Annotated in this window: 16 protein-coding genes; 14 read left to right on the top strand and 2 right to left on the bottom strand. The window is 34.8% G+C overall.

The window, feature by feature from the left end; translation table 11 throughout:
- Nucleotides 1-104: 104 nt before the first annotated feature.
- Nucleotides 105-1,535, bottom strand: coding sequence for a PQQ-dependent sugar dehydrogenase (locus ACLHDF_RS02930; RefSeq protein ID WP_413917529.1), 1,431 nt, complete (start codon nucleotides 1,533-1,535; stop codon nucleotides 105-107).
- Between the two features lie 145 nt (nucleotides 1,536-1,680).
- On the opposite strand from ACLHDF_RS02930, the gene ACLHDF_RS02925 reads away from it, so the two are divergent.
- From ACLHDF_RS02925 to ACLHDF_RS02870, 12 genes are all read left to right on the top strand, one after another.
- Nucleotides 1,681-2,055: a cupredoxin domain-containing protein gene (locus tag ACLHDF_RS02925; protein WP_413917528.1), complete on the top strand. Its 375-nt coding sequence runs from the start codon at nucleotides 1,681-1,683 to the stop codon at nucleotides 2,053-2,055.
- Between the two features lie 929 nt (nucleotides 2,056-2,984).
- Nucleotides 2,985-3,275 (top strand): type II CAAX prenyl endopeptidase Rce1 family protein, encoded by a 291-nt coding sequence (locus ACLHDF_RS02920; RefSeq protein WP_413917527.1) that lies wholly within the window; start codon nucleotides 2,985-2,987, stop codon nucleotides 3,273-3,275.
- 84 nt (nucleotides 3,276-3,359) lie between these two features.
- Nucleotides 3,360-3,506, top strand: coding sequence for a hypothetical protein (locus ACLHDF_RS02915; RefSeq protein WP_413917526.1), 147 nt, complete (start codon nucleotides 3,360-3,362; stop codon nucleotides 3,504-3,506).
- A 337-nt stretch (nucleotides 3,507-3,843) separates the two neighbouring features.
- A complete protein-coding gene (locus tag ACLHDF_RS02910; RefSeq protein ID WP_413917525.1) occupies nucleotides 3,844-4,743 on the top strand; it encodes an AraC family transcriptional regulator in 900 nt (299 codons plus the stop codon).
- A 385-nt stretch (nucleotides 4,744-5,128) separates the two neighbouring features.
- Nucleotides 5,129-6,070, top strand: coding sequence for a sugar phosphate isomerase/epimerase family protein (locus ACLHDF_RS02905; protein ID WP_413917524.1), 942 nt, complete (start codon nucleotides 5,129-5,131; stop codon nucleotides 6,068-6,070).
- Nucleotides 6,071-6,187: 117 nt separating this feature from the next.
- Nucleotides 6,188-7,402, top strand: coding sequence for a Gfo/Idh/MocA family protein (locus ACLHDF_RS02900; protein WP_413917523.1), 1,215 nt, complete (start codon nucleotides 6,188-6,190; stop codon nucleotides 7,400-7,402).
- A 172-nt stretch (nucleotides 7,403-7,574) separates the two neighbouring features.
- Nucleotides 7,575-7,706 (top strand): Spo0E family sporulation regulatory protein-aspartic acid phosphatase, encoded by a 132-nt coding sequence (locus tag ACLHDF_RS02895; protein WP_413917522.1) that lies wholly within the window; start codon nucleotides 7,575-7,577, stop codon nucleotides 7,704-7,706.
- Nucleotides 7,707-8,128: 422 nt separating this feature from the next.
- Nucleotides 8,129-9,550: a sugar porter family MFS transporter gene (locus ACLHDF_RS02890; RefSeq protein ID WP_413917521.1), complete on the top strand. Its 1,422-nt coding sequence runs from the start codon at nucleotides 8,129-8,131 to the stop codon at nucleotides 9,548-9,550.
- Between the two features lie 234 nt (nucleotides 9,551-9,784).
- The gene (locus ACLHDF_RS02885) at nucleotides 9,785-10,507 is read left to right on the top strand and encodes a Gfo/Idh/MocA family protein (protein WP_413917520.1); all 723 of its coding nucleotides are present in this window, start codon (nucleotides 9,785-9,787) and stop codon (nucleotides 10,505-10,507) included.
- Between the two features lie 327 nt (nucleotides 10,508-10,834).
- Complete coding sequence (locus ACLHDF_RS02880) at nucleotides 10,835-11,758, top strand: sugar phosphate isomerase/epimerase family protein (protein WP_413917519.1); 924 nt, start codon at nucleotides 10,835-10,837, stop codon at nucleotides 11,756-11,758.
- Between the two features lie 302 nt (nucleotides 11,759-12,060).
- Entirely contained in the window at nucleotides 12,061-12,258 is a 198-nt protein-coding gene (locus ACLHDF_RS02875) for a DeoR family transcriptional regulator (RefSeq protein ID WP_413917518.1), read from the top strand.
- 15 nt (nucleotides 12,259-12,273) lie between these two features.
- Nucleotides 12,274-12,753: a DeoR/GlpR family DNA-binding transcription regulator gene (locus ACLHDF_RS02870; RefSeq protein ID WP_413918251.1), complete on the top strand. Its 480-nt coding sequence runs from the start codon at nucleotides 12,274-12,276 to the stop codon at nucleotides 12,751-12,753.
- A gap of 397 nt (nucleotides 12,754-13,150) precedes the next feature.
- On the opposite strand, the gene ACLHDF_RS02865 is transcribed toward ACLHDF_RS02870, so the two are convergent.
- Nucleotides 13,151-15,676, bottom strand: a complete 2,526-nt coding sequence (locus ACLHDF_RS02865; RefSeq protein ID WP_413917517.1) for an NB-ARC domain-containing protein — start codon at nucleotides 15,674-15,676, stop codon at nucleotides 13,151-13,153.
- A 301-nt stretch (nucleotides 15,677-15,977) separates the two neighbouring features.
- Between ACLHDF_RS02865 and ACLHDF_RS02860 the strand changes: the two genes are divergently transcribed.
- Together ACLHDF_RS02860 and ACLHDF_RS02855 are read left to right on the top strand one after the other, a co-directional pair.
- Complete coding sequence (locus tag ACLHDF_RS02860; RefSeq protein WP_413917516.1) at nucleotides 15,978-17,039, top strand: NAD(P)-dependent alcohol dehydrogenase; 1,062 nt, start codon at nucleotides 15,978-15,980, stop codon at nucleotides 17,037-17,039.
- A gap of 201 nt (nucleotides 17,040-17,240) precedes the next feature.
- Nucleotides 17,241-18,635, top strand: coding sequence for an MFS transporter (locus ACLHDF_RS02855; protein WP_413917515.1), 1,395 nt, complete (start codon nucleotides 17,241-17,243; stop codon nucleotides 18,633-18,635).
- Nucleotides 18,636-18,639 lie beyond the last annotated feature (4 nt).

Raw genomic sequence — 18,639 nt, 5'->3', positions numbered from 1 at the left:
TTTATTAATTAAATAAGTTTTATTTTCTAGAAAATTTATTTGCTCATCTCTATAAAAATAGCCGTTGAAAAAATCAATATCCAGTCGAATTTTATAAATATAAATCAGGGAACAATTTCAAAAACAGTACCCTGGTTAGAATCAGACACTTTCATAGAGCCATATACTCCTAAATAAAGCCTGGTTTGGTCCATGTTTGTTCCCAAACTAACATAATAAGCTGATTGAGACCCAAAATCATAATCAATTTCAACAACACTAAAATCATTTAATTTACAACCTGTACCTGATCTTGTATAAGCTAAAACTCCTCTAACTGGGGATTGAGATTCCTTAATCTGAGCAATATCGGTAAATATAACGCTTCCTGTTAAGTTTGGGATTCTATCTCCCATATATGATTGAACTCCTGTAAGTGAGGTTCCTTCAAATTTATCCGGTCGGGAATCTTTGTGAAAATAACTAATTAAAGGCTGAATGCGCTTTACCGAAGTTTTTACTGCTTCATTGTAATAAGCAATTGTTTTCTCTTCCAAGGTCGGGTTTTCAGGGCACCGTCTTATAAATGAAGTAGGGAAATTCCCTTCCCAGCCCCGCCAGCCGAGGTTAATAAATCCTTCCTGGCGAAGTTTAGATCTCATTAAAGAAGCCTGAATAATTTGAGTAACAGGTATTGGTTTATAATGAACGAATGAAAAAATCGACTCTACCAAATCTTGTCCAACATTCCCCACATATTTGATATATTGATTATAAAATCTTTGAAATGAAATGCCCGTTATATTACGAACTCCTTTAGCAATAATTGTAAGCGTCTCCTGAATAGGTCGTGGAAGCTCACTAAACCGTGTGATTACGGGGGGATTATTAATGAATGTATTCTTACTTACATCAATTTCAATTATTTTCCCGTAAATCTCCATATCATTCTGGCTTAAATTAAATGGATCATATCCTGATCCACCATCCCCGGTTGTTAAGACAAGTTTTCCAGTTTCAGGTGAAAAGTTTAAGCTGTTAACGCCATTATGATTAAAAAATGGTCTTCTTAAGTTGAGCAATGTCCTTCTTTTTTGAGATTGTCCATTTGATTGTAAAATCCATTCTTCTACTGTATCAATATGATCATATTTAGTTTCTCTATTTAGCCACTTTAGGTTTAAGGTTTTAGGATCACAGGAATTAGGCTTAAAATGCTCAGAAAGAGCACCTGGTCCTTGTGATCCAGCTACGGAGTAATGAAGGTAAAACAGACCGTTATAGTAAAATTCTGGATGAAACGCTAACCCTAGCAAACCTCGTTCATCATATCCCCCGCGAGAAACACCTGGTTCAGAGGTACCTAATTTTATGACTCGTGAGCGAATATCTAAAAAAGTCTTTATATATCCGTTTCTTATATAAAAGATCTCTCCTACTTGGGTTGCAATAAATAAGCTCTCAAATGAGTCACCGGGAAGTATAGTTGTTTTCAAAACAGTAGGTAAATTTATTTTATTAACAATGGGTTGCAGACTAACCTTAGCTTTTATCAACTAATTTTACACTCCTTTTTAGTGTTTTCTCTTATAAAAATATGATTAGAAATGTTCTATTAGTATCAATACTATTTCACAAAAAAATATGGATATTATTTTATGTATTGGAAAAGAATATTTCTTAGGAAAGGAGTGATTGCAAATGTCTGTGAAAAAGTGTTTAACGGGATTGGTCGTTTTATTCACGATGGTTATGGTTGTGATAATTCCAGGTTCTCTCGATGTTCTGGCTGAATCTGATGTGGTAACACGGGAAACGATTGAGGTTAAGTTGAACGATGATTACTTCAACCCGGAAGTCATCACTATCCCGAGTGGAACAATGACAACATTGATATTGAAAAATGAAGGTCAGAAAGAGCATACCTTCACAGTGGAAAAGCTCGGAATTGATGCTGAAGTCCAACCGGGAAAAGAAAAAAACATTACTGTGAAACCACAAAATCCAGGTACATATGAACTGGTGTGTAGGTACCATTTCAACAAAGGAATGGTAGGAAAAGTGATAGTCAAATAACAAGCAGGGACAATCGGTCTCTGCTCTTTTTATAGGTAATTACTCCAGTAAGTTTGCTTGTCTACTCAAAAAAGTACAATTACTTCAGTAGACGACCATTAGGTGGTCATGGAATATGTGCTCTTTTTTATATACTTACCGTAGTAAGGATTCTAAACGGGGCACTTTTATACAATCTAAAGATTCTGATACAATGCGCATTTACATGAATAATATTAAATTAGCGATTTTATCTATTTTCCTAGCTGCTTCATATTGATTATCCTATTTTTCTTAGTTATAATGTTATTGTTACATTTGTAACAATAATGTAATGATTTTGTAACTTATATACATTTTTAGAGTGTTATATAAGTTGTTGGCTAATTTAAAAACTGAAAAGTTGTTTATAGATAAACTTTTAGGTGTTGTGGTAACAGCAATGAGGGTAAAAGTTTGAATAAAAAGGTGAGGAAAATGTGGAAAAAAATATTTATTTTAGTCGTTCTAGGATATATATTCTTGAGTAGCAAGTACTTTCTTCAGAATTATGTTTATGCTGCCACAGCTGAGCAAAACATAACTGTGAGAGATGACTCGCTTTCTAGTCATCTCTCAGAAAAAGATAATTTTTAACGGTTTTTATAACGAACGGTATTGATTAAGAGAAGAAGAAAGAAGCTTAAGTAAAGGGTAAGAGAATAGCTATGCTTTACAGGCATTATAAGTTCCTTTAGTTTTATCTCCTAATCCAGCAGCATTTGAAAAAGGCTAAGCCAAAGGTAAAAAACAAAAATAAGCGGTATTTGAAATATTTTAAGGCTTCTCATTTTAAAGATTGAAGTAGGTATACACCTATACATTATTCGGGCAAAAAAAAAAATAGAGAAGAAGTGTTTGGTTTAGAAAAGAACACCGAGGGGTTAAGAATGAAATGAAGAGCTATTTAGATGTGGAAGAAAGAAAAAAATGGCTGGAAGCATTATTTAAGCCCAAAAATACTGGCTTCTGCGCTCATGCTACTAGGATCGATTATTTATAGTGTAGCTGGGTTTGCTCTTACTTATATCGCCATTAAAACAAAAAGTTTAGAAACTACCATTGGAGCACATGCAGCCAATAATATGTTTTTGGCTCTACACCAAGTTTGTTTAAGGTGGTCAACGGTGAACCAAGAGCTAACCTTATTTGGCCGATTATTACCCTTATTGTTTTTAATATCTTATATAGAGGGAAAATAAAAAAAGAGGAAGTAGCTAACAAAGATCAGCTTATTGCTTAAATTAGTGGAATCAATAACTATATAGGATAGGAGATGTAACATAGTGAGCGGAAATAGAGATGAAAAGCAGCCATTGACTCGGGCAGAAATGAAGCAAAACCACTTAGCTACCCAACATCGTATTTTAAATGTACTTATAGTTCTTGTATCGATTGCTGTAGTGTACCTAGCTATAAAAACTATATTTTAAAAGAGCAACCTTAAGAGTTGTTCTTTTTATTTCTTGATATAACTCTATTTATATTATTTGGGGAAGTTTGGAGGGATTCAACTTTAACATTAAAAGAAAGAAGTTTTAAGAAGGGATTTCTCTGGAGTTATAAAAAACTAATCTTCCCCCAGATCTCATACAATAACTTACACACATTAAAAGATTTCTACTTAGCTTTTTATTTAAACCTTCTTCAATTTATTGTTTTATCGCTCCTTACTTTCATTTAGAGCCTTTATAGACAAATTTTTTTATTTAAATTATAGTGTGTATTAATAATTAATGAATAAGTTTTCTAAAAGGGAGGGGCGTTTTGTTGGATAAGTTTGTCTCGGGGAAAATCACTTTAAATGAATATATTCAGCGTACAGAAAGCAATGGAGTAGCTTTTTATATTCACTACTGGGGAGTTATGCCCCAGCATTATAATAATTTACTTCATAAACATTCATTCTTTGAGGTGTGTTACGTTTTAGAAGGAGAAGGAACTTATATAGACCAGGGATGTACATATCAAATAAAAGAAAATACAATGTTCCTTTCAAGACCCGATATTTTGCACCAAATAAAAAGCGACACAGGACTTTTTCTCTTATATGTGGGGTTTGAACTAATTGAATCAGATTCAAGTGAAAAGTGGGTAACACTAATTGAAGAGGCAAAACAATGTTCGGAAGTAGTCATAGAAGTAAAAGAAGATGAAGCTGCACCGTTAATGTGGAAGTCTCTTTTGATTCAAGCAGCAAAAAGTGAAAGCGCTCTTTTTGAGGAAATACTATCAAATTTAGCTCATTCCCTTATTCTTTTATTAATACAAAACTTTGTTGCGACTTCGAATTATCATAGTCAGAAGACTGTTCAGAAAAAGTCTTCTTTAGTTCTTACCCTTGCGAAATTATATATTAAAGATAATCTATCAAATTCTATTAAACTTACGGATACAGCCACTTATTTACATCTATCGAGCCGACACCTCTCTCGGCTATTTAAAGCTGAATTAGGTATAAGCTACTCAGAATATGTACAAAATGAAAGGATTCAAAAAGCTGCTACATTACTCAAAACTACCGATTTATCTATTAGAGATATTGCGCAAGAAACAGGATTTCCAGACGTTCACTACTTTACACGTGTTTTTACCGCTTCAATGCATAGTTCACCAGGACGTTTTCGCGCTCTATATACAAAGTTAAAAACAGTTATATATAAAGATTAGTTAACTCTTCTCTACTTAATGTCATTTATGAAAAAGTAGAGAGGGGTTATTTTTATTAAATAAAATTAGTAATGTTTCGATAAAATTGTCCTTAAAAGATAAAAAGTAGTCCTCTTAAAACAAAGACGATTAAGGTTTTATATTTTATACTATTTACTATAGAAACGAAATTTATTGAATACTCAATTAAATAAAAGCGTTTCCAATCACTTGTTTTTCAACATATTAAGATTATCTTATAAAAATGGATAAGTTTAGTTAACCAACAACGATATCGCTAAGTTATAAACAAAGTTGTAAAGTGATAAAAATTGTTGAAAAGATTTGTCTTATAATTATAATCTTAATGAGTGATTTTAGACAGATTTTTTAGGAGGAGAAAATCATGAAATTATCTTATGTAACAGACAGTTTAGGACATTTACCTTTTGAAGAAATGTTAGACGTGATAGCAGAGATGGGAATCGATACGATCGAAATGACTACAGGAGGTTGGTCACCAGCGCCTCACTTGAGATTAAATGAACTTTTAGAAAGCGATTACAAAAGAGCTGAATTTTTAAATGAATTGGAAAAACGCAATATTAAACTTTGTGCATTAAATTGTTCCGGGAATCCACTGGACCCAGGTGAGTTGGGCAAAGAGCATCGAGAGGTGACAGATAAAACATTCGAACTAGCCAAATTGTTAGGTGTAAAAAAAGTAATTATGATGAGTGGATTACCAGCTGGAAGCCCTGAAGATAAAATTCCAAACTGGATTACCTATACGGTAAGCTGGCCTCCAGTGTTAAAAGATATTTTAGATTATCAATGGAATGAAGTAGCTATACCTTACTGGAAAGAACTAGTTAAGAAAGCGGAATCCTGCGGTATTGAAAAAATCGCTCTTGAAAACTTCAGTTCTCAATTAGTCTATAATCCTGAAACGTTATTTAAATTGCGTAATGCGGTAGGGCCTATTGTGGGACTGAATTTAGATCCAAGCCACTTAATCTGGATGGGCGCAGACCCAATTTTGTCAGCTAGAGAATTAGGGGCAGCTATCCACCATGTTCATGGAAAAGACGTGCGCCTTGAGAGACATCTATCAGGAGTTAACGGAGTAATGGAAACAAAAGAAGTGACGGATGTAGCAAATAGAGCTTGGAACTATGTAGCAGTAGGCTGTGGACAAGATTTACAGTGGTGGAAAGAATTTTTCTCTGTTGTTAAGATGATGGGCTATGATGAGGAAGTTTCTTTAGAAATGGAAGATTTAACAATGTCGGTTGAAGAGGGGGTTCAAACTTCAATTGATGCATTAAAACAAACACTTAGCTTTTAATTAAAAGAGCTGATTGCTTTGGATAATTGAAGTTATTTATTTCTGAATATTTAAATTATTTTTACTGAAATCAGAACTAACTAAAATAAATACTACGTGAAAGAGAGGAATTCTACTATGTTAAATGGAGAGAAAAAAATTGCAAGACCGTTACGGTGGGGTATGGTTGGTGGAGGGAGACTAGGGCAGGTAGGCTATAAGCATCGAATTGGGGCACTTAGAGATAACACGGCTTTTCAACTGGTAGCTGGGGCATTCGATATTGATCCTGCTAGAGGAAAAGACTTTGGTGTGAATATTGGAGTATCTGAGGAGCGTTGTTATCCAAATTATGAAACGATGTTTGCAGAAGAAGCGAAGCGAAAAGATGGCCTTGAAGTTGTATCAATTGCTACGCCTAATGGTACTCATTATGAAATTTGTAAGGCGGCATTACACGCAGGTTTACACGTAATTTGCGAAAAGCCTTTGTTTTTTACAAGTGATGAGGTGTTAGAGATTAAAGCATTAGCTGAAGAAAAAGGGAAAATCATTGGGGTAACGTATGGATTCTCTGGTAATCAGCTGCTGCTTCAAATGAGGGCAATGGTTGAAAAAGGAGAAATAGGCGATGTACGAGTAGTTGAATTACAGTATACGCATGGATTTAATGCTACTGATGACGGAGACAAAGTAAATGCTGCACAAAAGTGGCGCGTGGATCCAAAGATTGCAGGACCAAGCTATGTGTTAGGCGATCTTTCTACCCATACGTACTATATGTCACAGTTAATCATGCCACAAATGAAAATTAAAAAGTTATTATGTGATCGCCAGAGCTTTATAGGCAGTCGTGCTCCCCTAGAAGACAATGCTTACGTTTTAATGCACTATGAAAATGGAGCGGTAGGTAGACTGTGGACATCTTCTATTGATGCGGGTTGTATGGATGGTCATCGAATTCGCATTGTGGGTTCAAAAGCAAGCTTGGAATGGTGGGACAGCAAGCCAAATGAATTACGATATGAAGTGCAAGGACAGCCAATCCAAACGTTAATTCGATCAATGCCTTACTTAGATGAAAGCTGTAATGCGGATGAGCGTTTAGGCGCTTTACACCAGGAAGGACTTTCAGAGGCATGGTCAAATATTTACCTGAAGTTTGCGATTGCAATTGATGCAAAAATGCGCGGTGATCAAAAAACGTTAGATACACTTGTTTACCCAGACATTAATGCAGGACTGGAAGGCGTTCGCTGGATCGAAAATTGTGTACGTTCAGCAGATCAAGGATCCGTATGGGTAGATTTTGAGAGTAACAAAGAAGCTACATTGGTAGGAAAAACTCTTTAAAGTTAGGCGGGGTTGAAGGCGATTAAAAACACAAAAATAGTGATGAAAGCCGTGGGATTGGTTTTGAAAGCTAATGTCACGGCTTTTAATAAAAGGATATATAAAAGAATCATGAATTTTTTAGTGTTTTAAAGAAAATAGCGAATTAAAATAGTAGAAGGAAAGAGTCCTGATGATTTTGAGGGAAGTACTAGATTTAAGTAAAAGCATAGCAAACTATCGTGTGGATATGCACGAACTAGCAAAGAATAAAGGTTTCTCTGATCCAGATGTATTAAAAATCAACCAACAGTTGGATTTTTAAATTCAGAATATTGAAAATATAATAAAGAGATAATCATTCGTTCTACACATATACCCTCGGTTAAAGAGACAAAAAACATAATTAAATCTTGAAACTATGACTTCAAAGAGCTTAACAAAATAAATGTATATATTCTGTTCTATATTGGAAATTAAGCTAACAATATTATCTTTCAGACCAATATTTCATAGGTTAAAGTGTAGTCGAAGAGTAAAATGAAAGCGTTTTAAAGGTGCTGGTAAATCGAGAAAAGGATTTTATTTACAATATATCTCGGTTGATGGTTTTTATTTAAATGTAAGAACATTTGTTATCAATGTTTGTTAAAAGAGAGGTATTTCTTTTGTACTTATATTTAGTAAAAAGCTTAATAGATAAGGATTTTGTTAGAAGAAATACAATGAATAAAGGGGGAATTTAACGTGGAAAATCTCAAATTGCCTAGTGAGTACTCAGCCCAAACGGAACAGGTAAAGGAAAAGGACTCAAAAAAGTTCTTGAAATTAGTCACCATTGTGTCAACGTTTGGCGGGCTATTATTTGGATATGATACAGGGGTTATTAATGGTGCGCTTCCATTTATGGCTCGTCCTGATCAATTAAACTTAAATCCTTTTACGGAAGGTTTAGTAGCAAGTTCTTTAGTATTAGGTGCGGCTTTTGGTTCGATATTTGGTGGACGCTTATCTGATAACAAAGGACGAAGGAAGGTTATTTTGTACCTTGCGATATTATTTTTCTTTTCCGCAGTTGGTTGTGTTATAGCGCCAAATACAACTATAGTGGTTGTTTTCCGCTTTCTGTTAGGACTTGCTGTTGGCGGTTCTTCTGTGGTCATCCCCTCTTATCTTGCTGAAATAGCGCCAACAGACAGGCGCGGCATTTTGGTTACACAAAATGAATTGATGATTGTTACTGGACAGTTCCTTGCTTATATATTTAATGCAGTTATTGGTAATGTTTTTGGGGATGCAGGACATGCATGGCGTTATATGTTAGTGATTGCGACATTGCCAGCCCTGGCGCTTTGGATTGGAGTGCTCATTTTACCTGAAAGTCCTCGATGGTTGGCATCAAAAGGAAAAATGGCCGACGCATTGAAGATTCTTCAAAAGATTCGTAGCGAAAGTATCGCTCAACAAGAATTAAAGGATATAAAAGCACATATTTCAGAAGAGCAAAAAATAGAAAAAATGAGCTTCAAAGATTTGAGAACTCCTTGGATTCGCCGGATTGTGGTTCTTGGTATTTTTATTGGCTCAATCTCACAACTAGTGGGTATCAACTCTATCATGTATTATGGAACACAAATTCTTGAAAACGCTGGTTTTGGAACAAAAACAGCGTTAATTGCAAACGTAGCAAACGGATTAATTGCTGTTGTAGCAGTTATTGTTGGTATGTCACTACTAAATAAAGTGAACAGAAGACCTATGTTGCTTACAGGTTTAACAGGTGTTACAGTCGCACTTCTCACGATTGGTATTTCTGCTCTACTACTTACAGGATCTCCGGTGCTGCCATATGTAGTATTATCAATGACGGTAGTATACTTAGCCTTTTTCCAAGGAGCTATTGGTCCAATGTCATGGCTCATACTTGCTGAAATCTTCCCTGTTCGTTTACGCGGTATTGGTATGGGATTAGCTGTATTATTTTTATGGCTTTGCAATTTTTTAGTAGGATTATTCTTCCCTCTTCTACTAGATGTAATAGGTTTATCATCAACATTTTTCCTATTCGCCGTGTTTGGTATTGCAGGAATAATATATGTGGCAAAATTCTTACCGGAAACTAGAGGGCTGTCATTGGAACAGATAGAGACTAACTTTAAAAAGAGTTAATTTACTAAATGTGTAGAGCTTTCACAGTTTGAATCCAGTTTCAACTAATTAGATATACTTCACTTAATCCTGTGAAAGCTTGCCCTTACAGTGAGTAGAGTTTGACTTATATATAGATAAAAAAATAATAGTCAAAGGAGTTGGAATAAGTGAACACTTACGTACGGTGGGGAATCTTAAGTACCGTGCAAATTGCATGAAATGAATTACTGCCTGCTTATATGAAGGCTATGAATGCAGAAGTATGACTCCTACGATAGATTATTGGAAGATCCAGACATCGATGCTGTTTATATTCCAATACCAAATGCACTTCATTCACATTGGGTAAAGAAAGCTGCAAAAAAAGGGAAGCACGTACTTTGTGAAAAGCCAGCAGCATTAACTTTCAAAAAAGCTGAGGAAATGATTGAGATATGCAAGGAAAATGGCGTTATGTTTATGGCAGCACTTATGTATCAGTTTCATTCACAGCATCAAAGAGTAAGAGAAATTATAGATTCCGGAGAAATTGGAGAGTTAAAAATGATGAAGGCAAGTCTTTCATCCTATCTTGAAAACCAGGATGGAAATATTCGTATGAATGGTGAATTAGGTGGGGGTAGCTTATATAATATGGGCTGCTACTGTATTCATGCGATTCAAACTCTATTAAGCTCGAATCCTAAGAAAGTTTTTTCTTCTATGCGGAAAGATCACGATGGTCAAGTAGGTATTTCTGTAACTTGGGTGTTGGAATTTAATAATGGTATCACAGCTATATTTGATGCTGCCATGGACCGTACGCGAATAGATTATTACGAAATTATTGGAACAAAAGGTAGTATTCGAGTGCCAAGAGCCCTTGCACCGCAATTGTTTAATGGCGAGGCTCTTATTTTGACATATACAGAGAAGAAAAGGTCTTTGGAGAGCAGTATAAGCTTCAAGTTGAATATTTCTCTCGTTGTATATTAGAAAGGAAAATACCTACCTATTTTGCATAAAATACGAGCTATAACATGAAAGTTATTGATGCCTGCTTTAAATCTGTTGAAAAGGGATCTTTTGTAGACATTTCATCAGAGGATTTAAAGGTTTCTCATTAAACAACCAATTGAACGAAACGAAAATATGTTAAAGTGTGTTTTCCAAATCCCATCGCTTATATATTGGTTTTTACATAAGGAAAGTATGTTCCTTACAGTTGGATTAGAAGGAATAAAACATCGAATTATTTCAATGGCCGTTTTTTTAATTCATTGAGAATTATCTATTTTATTATGGGAGCTAGGAGTGTTGTAGATGAGTATAAAAATTTCAGGAGCGCCCTGTTGCTGGGGCGTTGATAATCCCGAAAATCCTTATCTACCACCTTGGGAAAGGGTTTTACATGAAGCCTCACAAGCTGGTTATAAAGGGATTGAGTTAGGTCCTTATGGATATATACCTATGAATATTGAAAGAGTGCAAGCAGAGCTATCTGAAAATGATTTAACGATAATAGCAGGGACAATTTTTGATGATTTAGTATCAGAGTCTAATTTAGAAAACTTACTGCATCAAGTAGATGATATTTGTTCATTAATAACAAAGCTGCCTTCAACTCTTCAAGAAAAAGGACAAAAATTTCCAACTCCTTATTTAGTAATTATTGATTGGGGACATGATAAGAGAGATTATGATGCAGGGCATCCGGAGAAAGCGGTACGATTGTCTAAAAGAGACTGGGACAATATGATGGCTCATATTCGTGCTCTAGCAGTAAGGGCATGGGAAAAATATGGAGTGCGCTCGGTTATTCATCCGCATGCGGGCGGTTACATTGAATTTGAAGACGAAATTGAAAAACTTTTAGAAGATATACCTTATGAAATGGCTGGCCTTTGCTTAGATACAGGGCATTTATATTATTCAAAAATGGATCCAATAAAGTGGCTTCAAAAGTGTGCAAATCGACTAGATTACATTCACTTTAAAGATATTAACCCCAATGTATATAAACAAGTAATGGAAGAACGTATTCGCTTTTTCGATGCTTGCGGTAAAGGGGTTATGTGCCCGATTGGAAAAGGTATTATTGACTATAATTCGATTCATAAACTATTAAAAGAAATCGATTACCATGGATACATCACAATTGAGCAAGAGCGAGATCCTAGAAACTCTGACACAAGTTTACGTGATGTTAAACAAAGCGTTGATTATTTAAAGAGCGTCGGCTATTAATCAGAATTTACGCTTAAAAAGTAAGTTTGAATCTCGTTTGATGATTAAACAAATGATAAGTAACAATGTCTAACTGTGCTTTACTTCAACTAAGAGGTAAAGCACTTTTTAATCTTTTATTCTTTGGAAAAACTGAGCATTAACCTCACCACTCGTTTTCCCTAAGTTACAAAACTGCCATGTTAAATAATAAAAGTTAGAGGCCTTCAGCAAATTTAACGAGAGATTCATTCCAAGAAAGGTTTGAAATTTACAAGTTAAGGATGAGGATGGGAATGTTAAAAGTAAAGTGAATTCAACAAATGCAGGAATATGTCTTCAAACACCAATCTGTCTCGTTAGACGATCTCGGTACCGTTTTTGGTGTCTCTAAGACCACAGTAAGACCTGATATTCAAAAGCTTATTAATAAAGGGACTATTAAAAAGGGATATGGCGGAGCAGCTATAAATAATCATGCAGAACTTAAATCATTTAACGAGGGAAAAACAAGAAATTAGTTTCAAAATCATTTAATTGCTAAAGCTGCAGCTAATTATGTAGAAAATGGAGACGTAATATTTATAGATTCAGGAACAATCACATTAGAAATGATTACATTTCTAAAAAACAAACACGTAACTATCATTACCAATAGCTTAGATATTATAGTTCAAGCCTTGCCTTTTGAAAATTCAAACGTGATTTCAACTGATGGTGTACTTGAACGTGACACGAAATCATTTTCCACTTATAATAAACAAAATTCATTTGGAAAATATAATTTTGATAAGGTATTTATTGCTTCCACGGATGTTTCAATATTAAACGGAGTCACGAATTCATCACCTATCGAAAGTGGAATTAAAGAAACAATAGTAAAAGGAAATGCAGAGGTTTTTTTATTAGTAGACCATACTAGATTTGAAAAATATGCTATGTTCACTTATTGCGGATTGAAAGAGATTGATTATTTAATAACAGATGATTTCCTGAATGAAAGTTATCAAGATTAGGCTACAAAAAATAATATTGAAATCGTCATTGTTAATCATTGTGTAGCAAGAAAGCAAAAGTTTCTAGAACGCTGAACTTTAAATTTGCATTGGGTGACCAGTTATCAAGAATAATTTCCTTAGAGAGTGTTTCTCTACCTATTTAATCAGTATAATTGATTTTTTTCTTCATGAAACGAGTTGATTTTCATTTAATAAACAAATTGTGTCTTGCCCATTCGCCGCTATGCCAGAGCAATATGGGATTACAAAAACTAATAAATAAGCAAGCGGCAGTATCTCAACCTCTCTTAACAGAAGAGTAAATGGAACAGGTTCATTTTACCTTGATTGAAGCAACATATACAAACAAAAAGCCACTTTTTTCATTCAAGTGGCTTTTTGCTACTTAATTCTTTCAAATATTATGTTTAATGACGTCATTGAATTCTTCTACTTCTTTTCGAATACTAATGGTTGGTCCCCAAGAATCGATAAGGTTGATAGCTTTTTGGCTTGATTGTAAAGCCTCCATATGCTCTCCTCTTCGTAATAACAATTGGGCCATCCCATAGTGGTAATATATTAATTCAATTTGGTTGGCTTTATCTTTTTGATAAAGAAGGCTATTAAAGCATTTTTCTGCTTCCTCAAGCTTATCACAAATGACATAAGCTACTCCTAAATTGAAGTAAGCTTCAATGGTCTTTTCTCCTCCATAGATTAAACTGATTTCATTAGCTTCTTCATATAACCGGATGGCTGCTTCATAATTTTTATACAGCATAAACAAATCACCGCGCACTAGCAAGATTCTATGCTGAATAACTGGTGTAGTAGAAATCTCCCTAACTTCTTTAAGAATACGTTCTGCTTTCTTAGGATTATTCTTCTTTAAAAAAAGCCTTGCTTTTAAGGCAAGTCCCCAAGCCTTCAAATCGAAAACATCAGAATTGTCTGAGCTTAACTGATCTAGTGTCTTTAAACCGGAATCTATTTGTAGTAGGGAATCATCTAGGTTATTGACCTCCATCAGGGCCCACCCCAATGTGTCGATTCGAAAAAATGCTTCATGGGTATGTTTTCTAAGTTGTTTTGCATAATCAGCTGCTATTTTCCCATATTTAATCCTTAAAGGTAAATTAATTCGACTTAGAAAATGGCTTATACGAATTACAAGTTCAATCAAAAGCTCTTTTTGGTCGGATTTGTTTGCCCATTTTATAACCTTAAGTATATTTAGCCATTCTTTCTTAATTTCCTCCAAATCACGACCAAGCAAATAACTCCAATAAATAGAATCAGGAAGATCTCGTTTTAAATGGTTGTCTAAATACTCGATATAGTATTGGCTCCAACGCTTACGTGCTATATTTTCGAGTTGTTTATCTTCTAACAATCGTTGTTCACCATACGCTACTACGGTTTGATGCCCTAAATAATGAATTTTTCCTTCTATACGTTCTCCTTGAATAAGTGCAAATAGTTTCATTTGATCAACAGCAAAATGGAATCTTCGAGCGTCTAGTCCAGCCACTGTTGCCCAACTTTCTTCATCAGGAGGTTTACTGAAAAAACATAGCACTTTCCATAAAAGTAAAGTGTCCTCATTACATCGCTCCCACGTGCGTCCGAAAAGAAAATCAAATAATTCTAACAGAGAGTAACCTGCTTTGCCTAGTTCCTCAATGAGTTGCTGAGCAGGAATGTCATCATCTGCAATATAAGCTATACTGAGCGCGATAGCTTTAGGATTTCCAGCAGTAGCCGAAATTAGCTCTTCGCGAATTTCACGAGGACTATTTAATAACTGTTCCATTTGTTCTTGTTTATTTGAAGAATTAGACATTTTCATATGTTGTTGCACTTCATAAGAAAGATAGCTAAGAGCGTCATCTTTTTCCAGACCCTTTAGTTGAATGGTTACCATATCTCTAAAGTTGTTTCTATATTTTTGTTGTAGATTCTCACGAGAGGTGAGTAATACTTTAACACCTTGTGGAAGATTAGTAATAAATTCATAAATTTCACTTTCAGCTGTATCGATGCTATCTATAACAAGTAATACGGATTCTTCTTTTGCATAATTAGCCAGTGCATTACGAACCACAAAACGTTTTTCATCAATTGATCGGTTTATTTGTTCTATCCGTCCAAGTTGGTAAGCAATTGTATTTAGAAAGTCACTAAAGGTTAGTCCTTTCCAATCGGCACTAAACCATATTATAGAGTTGAATTTTGGCCAATCCATTTCAAGGTTTTCTATTTCCTTATAATGCTCCTGAACACATGCGTATGCTACTTTAAGAGCAATGGTTGTTTTTCCAATACCAGCCCATCCGGCAATTAAACATAATGGAGAAGGGGAAATTACCCACTGACGAATTGCCTCTAGGTCAATGTGTCTTCCAATAAAAATGCCTGACCAGCGTGTTGGTAAGTTATGTATTGTAGAATGTTTTTTTGGATTAGCATCTTCAGTCTGCTGTTTATTAGAAAATAGTTGGTTAACTACTTCCTCAATATCTCCATTAAGAGGTGCGCCAAATGAGTTGTCTGCCCCTAATATTTTCGCCTTTTCCAGACATGAAGATACCCAAGCAGGTAAAGCAGGTTTAAGAATAGGTATAGAAGTTGTTTCCATCAGTTTTGAGAACCAATCTATATCTAAATCCGTTTTTTTTAGTATGATCCATATGATACCGAAAAGCTTCCCATCATCAATACGGCCAGGAATATATTTCAAACCCATCTGGCCTATCCAACTTTTAATTGTATTGGACGATACACCTAATTCATTGGCGACATTAGCTATATAAGATTGTCCTAGTGAACTATTTTCTTCTTTTTTTCTTTTAATCTTATAATGAGGGTGCAGTTTTAGCTCTTTAACACCCAAGGATAACAGTTCCGCAAATTTCTTCTGATCTTCAATTTCAGCCATACGAACTATACACCTCCTATTAGCTTTATTTTAATGCTATATTCTTTTTTGTATATAAAAAAGAAAAGTACAGTGCTGCTGTACTTTTATACAGTACAAAAAGCTATTGATAACGCAATGTTAACAGGTAAAATTAGCTCATGTAATAAAACATTTGAAAATGTATGCACTTACATAATAATAGAAATATGTTTAAGGTACAGTCAAGTAAATTAGAGATTTATGAGTTGAAAATAAATTCATATTAGTTTTTACGCTGTGAATTTATATAGAAATTCTATTAAAGAAAGGAAAATTATTGATGAATAACAACTTACCTAAAACTATGAAAGCAGCTGTCATGCATAGCATAAGAGAAATTAGTATTGAAACATTGCCTGTACCACAAATTGATTATAATGAAGTTTTAATTAAAGTAAGGGCTGTAGGAATTTGTGGATCAGATTTACATTATTATACCCACGGTAGAATTGGTAAATACAAAGTAGAGAAACCATTTATCCTTGGACACGAGTGCTCAGGTGAGGTTGTAGCCGTTGGATCATCTGTTGAAAGATTTAAAGTAGGGGACCGTGTAGCTGTTGAACCAGGAGTAACCTGTGGACATTGTGAAGCATGCAAGGAAGGACGATATAACCTTTGTCCTGATGTGCAATTTTTAGCAACACCGCCGGTAGATGGTGCTTTTGTTCAATATATAAAAATGCGTCAGGATTTTGTCTTTTCAATCCCAGATTCCCTCTCCTATGAAGATGCTGCCTTAATAGAACCTTTTTCAGTTGGCATTCACGCAGCGACGAGAACAAAACTTCAGCCGGGGTCAACAATTGCTATTATGGGAATGGGCCCGGTAGGTCTAATGGCAGTGGCCGCAGCGAAAGCATTTGGAGCAAGTACAATAATAGCAACAGACTTAGAACCACTACGCCTTGAGGCAGCTAAACAAATGGGGGCAACTCATGTTATTAATATTAGAGAGCAAGATCCTCTTAATGAAATTAAAAATATCACTGATAACATAGGCGTTGACATTGCGTGGGAGACAGCAGGAAACCCAAAAGCATTACAATCTTCATTAGCTTCACTTCGTCGTGGTGGAAAATTAGCAATTGTAGGTTTGCCTCCTCAAAGTGACATTGCACTCGATATACCATTTATTGCTGATAATGAGGTTGATATATATGGTATTTTCCGTTATGCCAACACTTATCCAAAGGGAATTAAGTTTCTTGCTTCTGGGGCAATTGATACAAAACATCTTGTAACAGATAAATATGCGTTAGCTGACACACGTGAAGCGATGGAGAGAGCACTGAATTTTAAAAACGAATGTTTAAAAGTTATAGTGTATCCAAACGAATAAAAAACATTAGACTTGAAAGCTAGGTTCTAGTTGGTATTTATAACGGGATTCTTGAACCTTTAATTTTCAGATGCGGATTTAAAATAAAACAATTGCAACTAAACCGCATCTGTTTTTTTCTTTAAGATTAATGTTGATAATACGGACTTTCTACTGTCTTTCTTAACATATTTTTGAAAACGCATTCTGGGGGTATTACCTATGTTAAACGCAGAACAATCACAAATATTAGAGATTGAAAATAAAGACAAATCTAGTTCTACTACTAGGTTGTCCTGGTTAGAACGGTTTGGATATGGATCGGGAGATATGTCATATAATATTGTTTTTCAATTTGTTAATGCCTATCTACTTTTCTATTACACTGATGTTGGAGGCATCCATCCTGCAGTTGTTGCGACCTTGTTTTTAGTGGTACGAGTTCTGGATGCTATTTGCGATCCTATAATGGGTATTATTTTAGATAAAACTAATACCCGTTGGGGAAAAGCAAGACCATACTTATTATGGGTTTCACTTCCTTTTGCTCTATTCACTATTCTTTGTTTTACTAACCCTAACTTAGGGTCAACGGGCAATGTTATATATATGTACATTACCTACATCTTACTGGGGATGACTTTTAGTATGCAAACGATTCCAGTTAATAGCTTAACAGGGCGGATTACCAATAATGTTCAGGAACGTACGGTTTTAACTACTACTCGTATGATATTGGTTTATGTAGGAATACTCCTCTCCATTTCATGCGCAACACCTCTTGTGACAGCTCTTGGAGGAGGAAATCAAGAATTTGGATTCCAAATGACTGCGCTAGTCTATGCTGTTGTAAGTATAATTTTAAATCTATTTAGCTTCTTTACGGTACGAGAGCGTATTGTTCCTAAAAAGAGTAAAAAATACGGACTTAAAGTAACTTTATCTGTTTTGTTTAAAAACAAGCCACTACTAGTATTAGTTTCAGCTTTCTTGGCATTTGCTATCGGTTTTAATATTAAACTTAGTACAATGGTTTACTATTTTACTTACAATGTTCACCAAAAAGAGTTAGTATTTTGGGGCACTGTTTTATTTTTTGGAGCTGCACTAATCAGTAACTTATTTATTCCTTTATTCTCTGATAAATGGGGTAGAAAGAGTGTAATGATTGTATCAGCTAGCGTATCTCTTATTTCATATGTAGGACTCCAATTTACTTCTTTTGATTCAGTTACTTTGATTTTATTTTGGCTGTTTGCTTCAGGATTTTTTACAACCCCATTAAACACCCTAGCTTGGGGAATGGTTGCCGATTGTGTAGATTATGCTGAATGGAAAACTGGAGTTCGAGCAGATGGCGTTGTTATTTCCTTAATGAGTTTTACTAATAAGTTGGGAGTTGCACTTGCTGGATCATTTTCAGCCATCTATTTGGGTATAGCAGGTTATGTAGCTAATGCAGAACAAACCGTAACTTCCCTAAATGCTATTAAAAATATGAATGCGTTAGTACCAGGGATTTTCATTTTACTTTCTGTATTAATAATATGCTTTTATCCTTTAACTGAAAAAACATACAAGAAAATGATTTTGGATTTAGAGAAAAAATCTAAGTAGTTAA

This window comes from Priestia megaterium, assembly GCF_046599315.1.
Classification (GTDB): domain Bacteria; phylum Bacillota; class Bacilli; order Bacillales; family Bacillaceae_H; genus Priestia; species Priestia megaterium_F.
The sequence above is the reverse complement of the archived record's forward strand: the minus strand, read 5'-3'. Positions and strand labels throughout refer to the sequence as shown.

What these genes read in the sequence shown, in the direction of transcription:
- ACLHDF_RS02925 (WP_413917528.1), top strand. Translation starts at nt 1,681, where the DNA reads ATGTCTGTGAAAAAGTGTTTAACGGGATTGGTCGTTTTATTCACGATG.
- ACLHDF_RS02920 (WP_413917527.1), top strand. Translation starts at nt 2,985, where the DNA reads ATGTGGAAGAAAGAAAAAAATGGCTGGAAGCATTATTTAAGCCCAAAA.
- ACLHDF_RS02905 (WP_413917524.1), top strand. Translation starts at nt 5,129, where the DNA reads ATGAAATTATCTTATGTAACAGACAGTTTAGGACATTTACCTTTTGAA.
- ACLHDF_RS02900 (WP_413917523.1), top strand. Translation starts at nt 6,188, where the DNA reads ATGTTAAATGGAGAGAAAAAAATTGCAAGACCGTTACGGTGGGGTATG.
- ACLHDF_RS02895 (WP_413917522.1), top strand. Translation starts at nt 7,575, where the DNA reads ATGATTTTGAGGGAAGTACTAGATTTAAGTAAAAGCATAGCAAACTAT.
- ACLHDF_RS02885 (WP_413917520.1), top strand. Translation starts at nt 9,785, where the DNA reads ATGCAGAAGTATGACTCCTACGATAGATTATTGGAAGATCCAGACATC.
- ACLHDF_RS02880 (WP_413917519.1), top strand. Translation starts at nt 10,835, where the DNA reads ATGAGTATAAAAATTTCAGGAGCGCCCTGTTGCTGGGGCGTTGATAAT.
- ACLHDF_RS02875 (WP_413917518.1), top strand. Translation starts at nt 12,061, where the DNA reads ATGCAGGAATATGTCTTCAAACACCAATCTGTCTCGTTAGACGATCTC.
- ACLHDF_RS02865 (WP_413917517.1), bottom strand. Translation starts at nt 15,676, where the DNA reads ATGGCTGAAATTGAAGATCAGAAGAAATTTGCGGAACTGTTATCCTTG.
- ACLHDF_RS02860 (WP_413917516.1), top strand. Translation starts at nt 15,978, where the DNA reads ATGAATAACAACTTACCTAAAACTATGAAAGCAGCTGTCATGCATAGC.
- ACLHDF_RS02855 (WP_413917515.1), top strand. Translation starts at nt 17,241, where the DNA reads ATGTTAAACGCAGAACAATCACAAATATTAGAGATTGAAAATAAAGAC.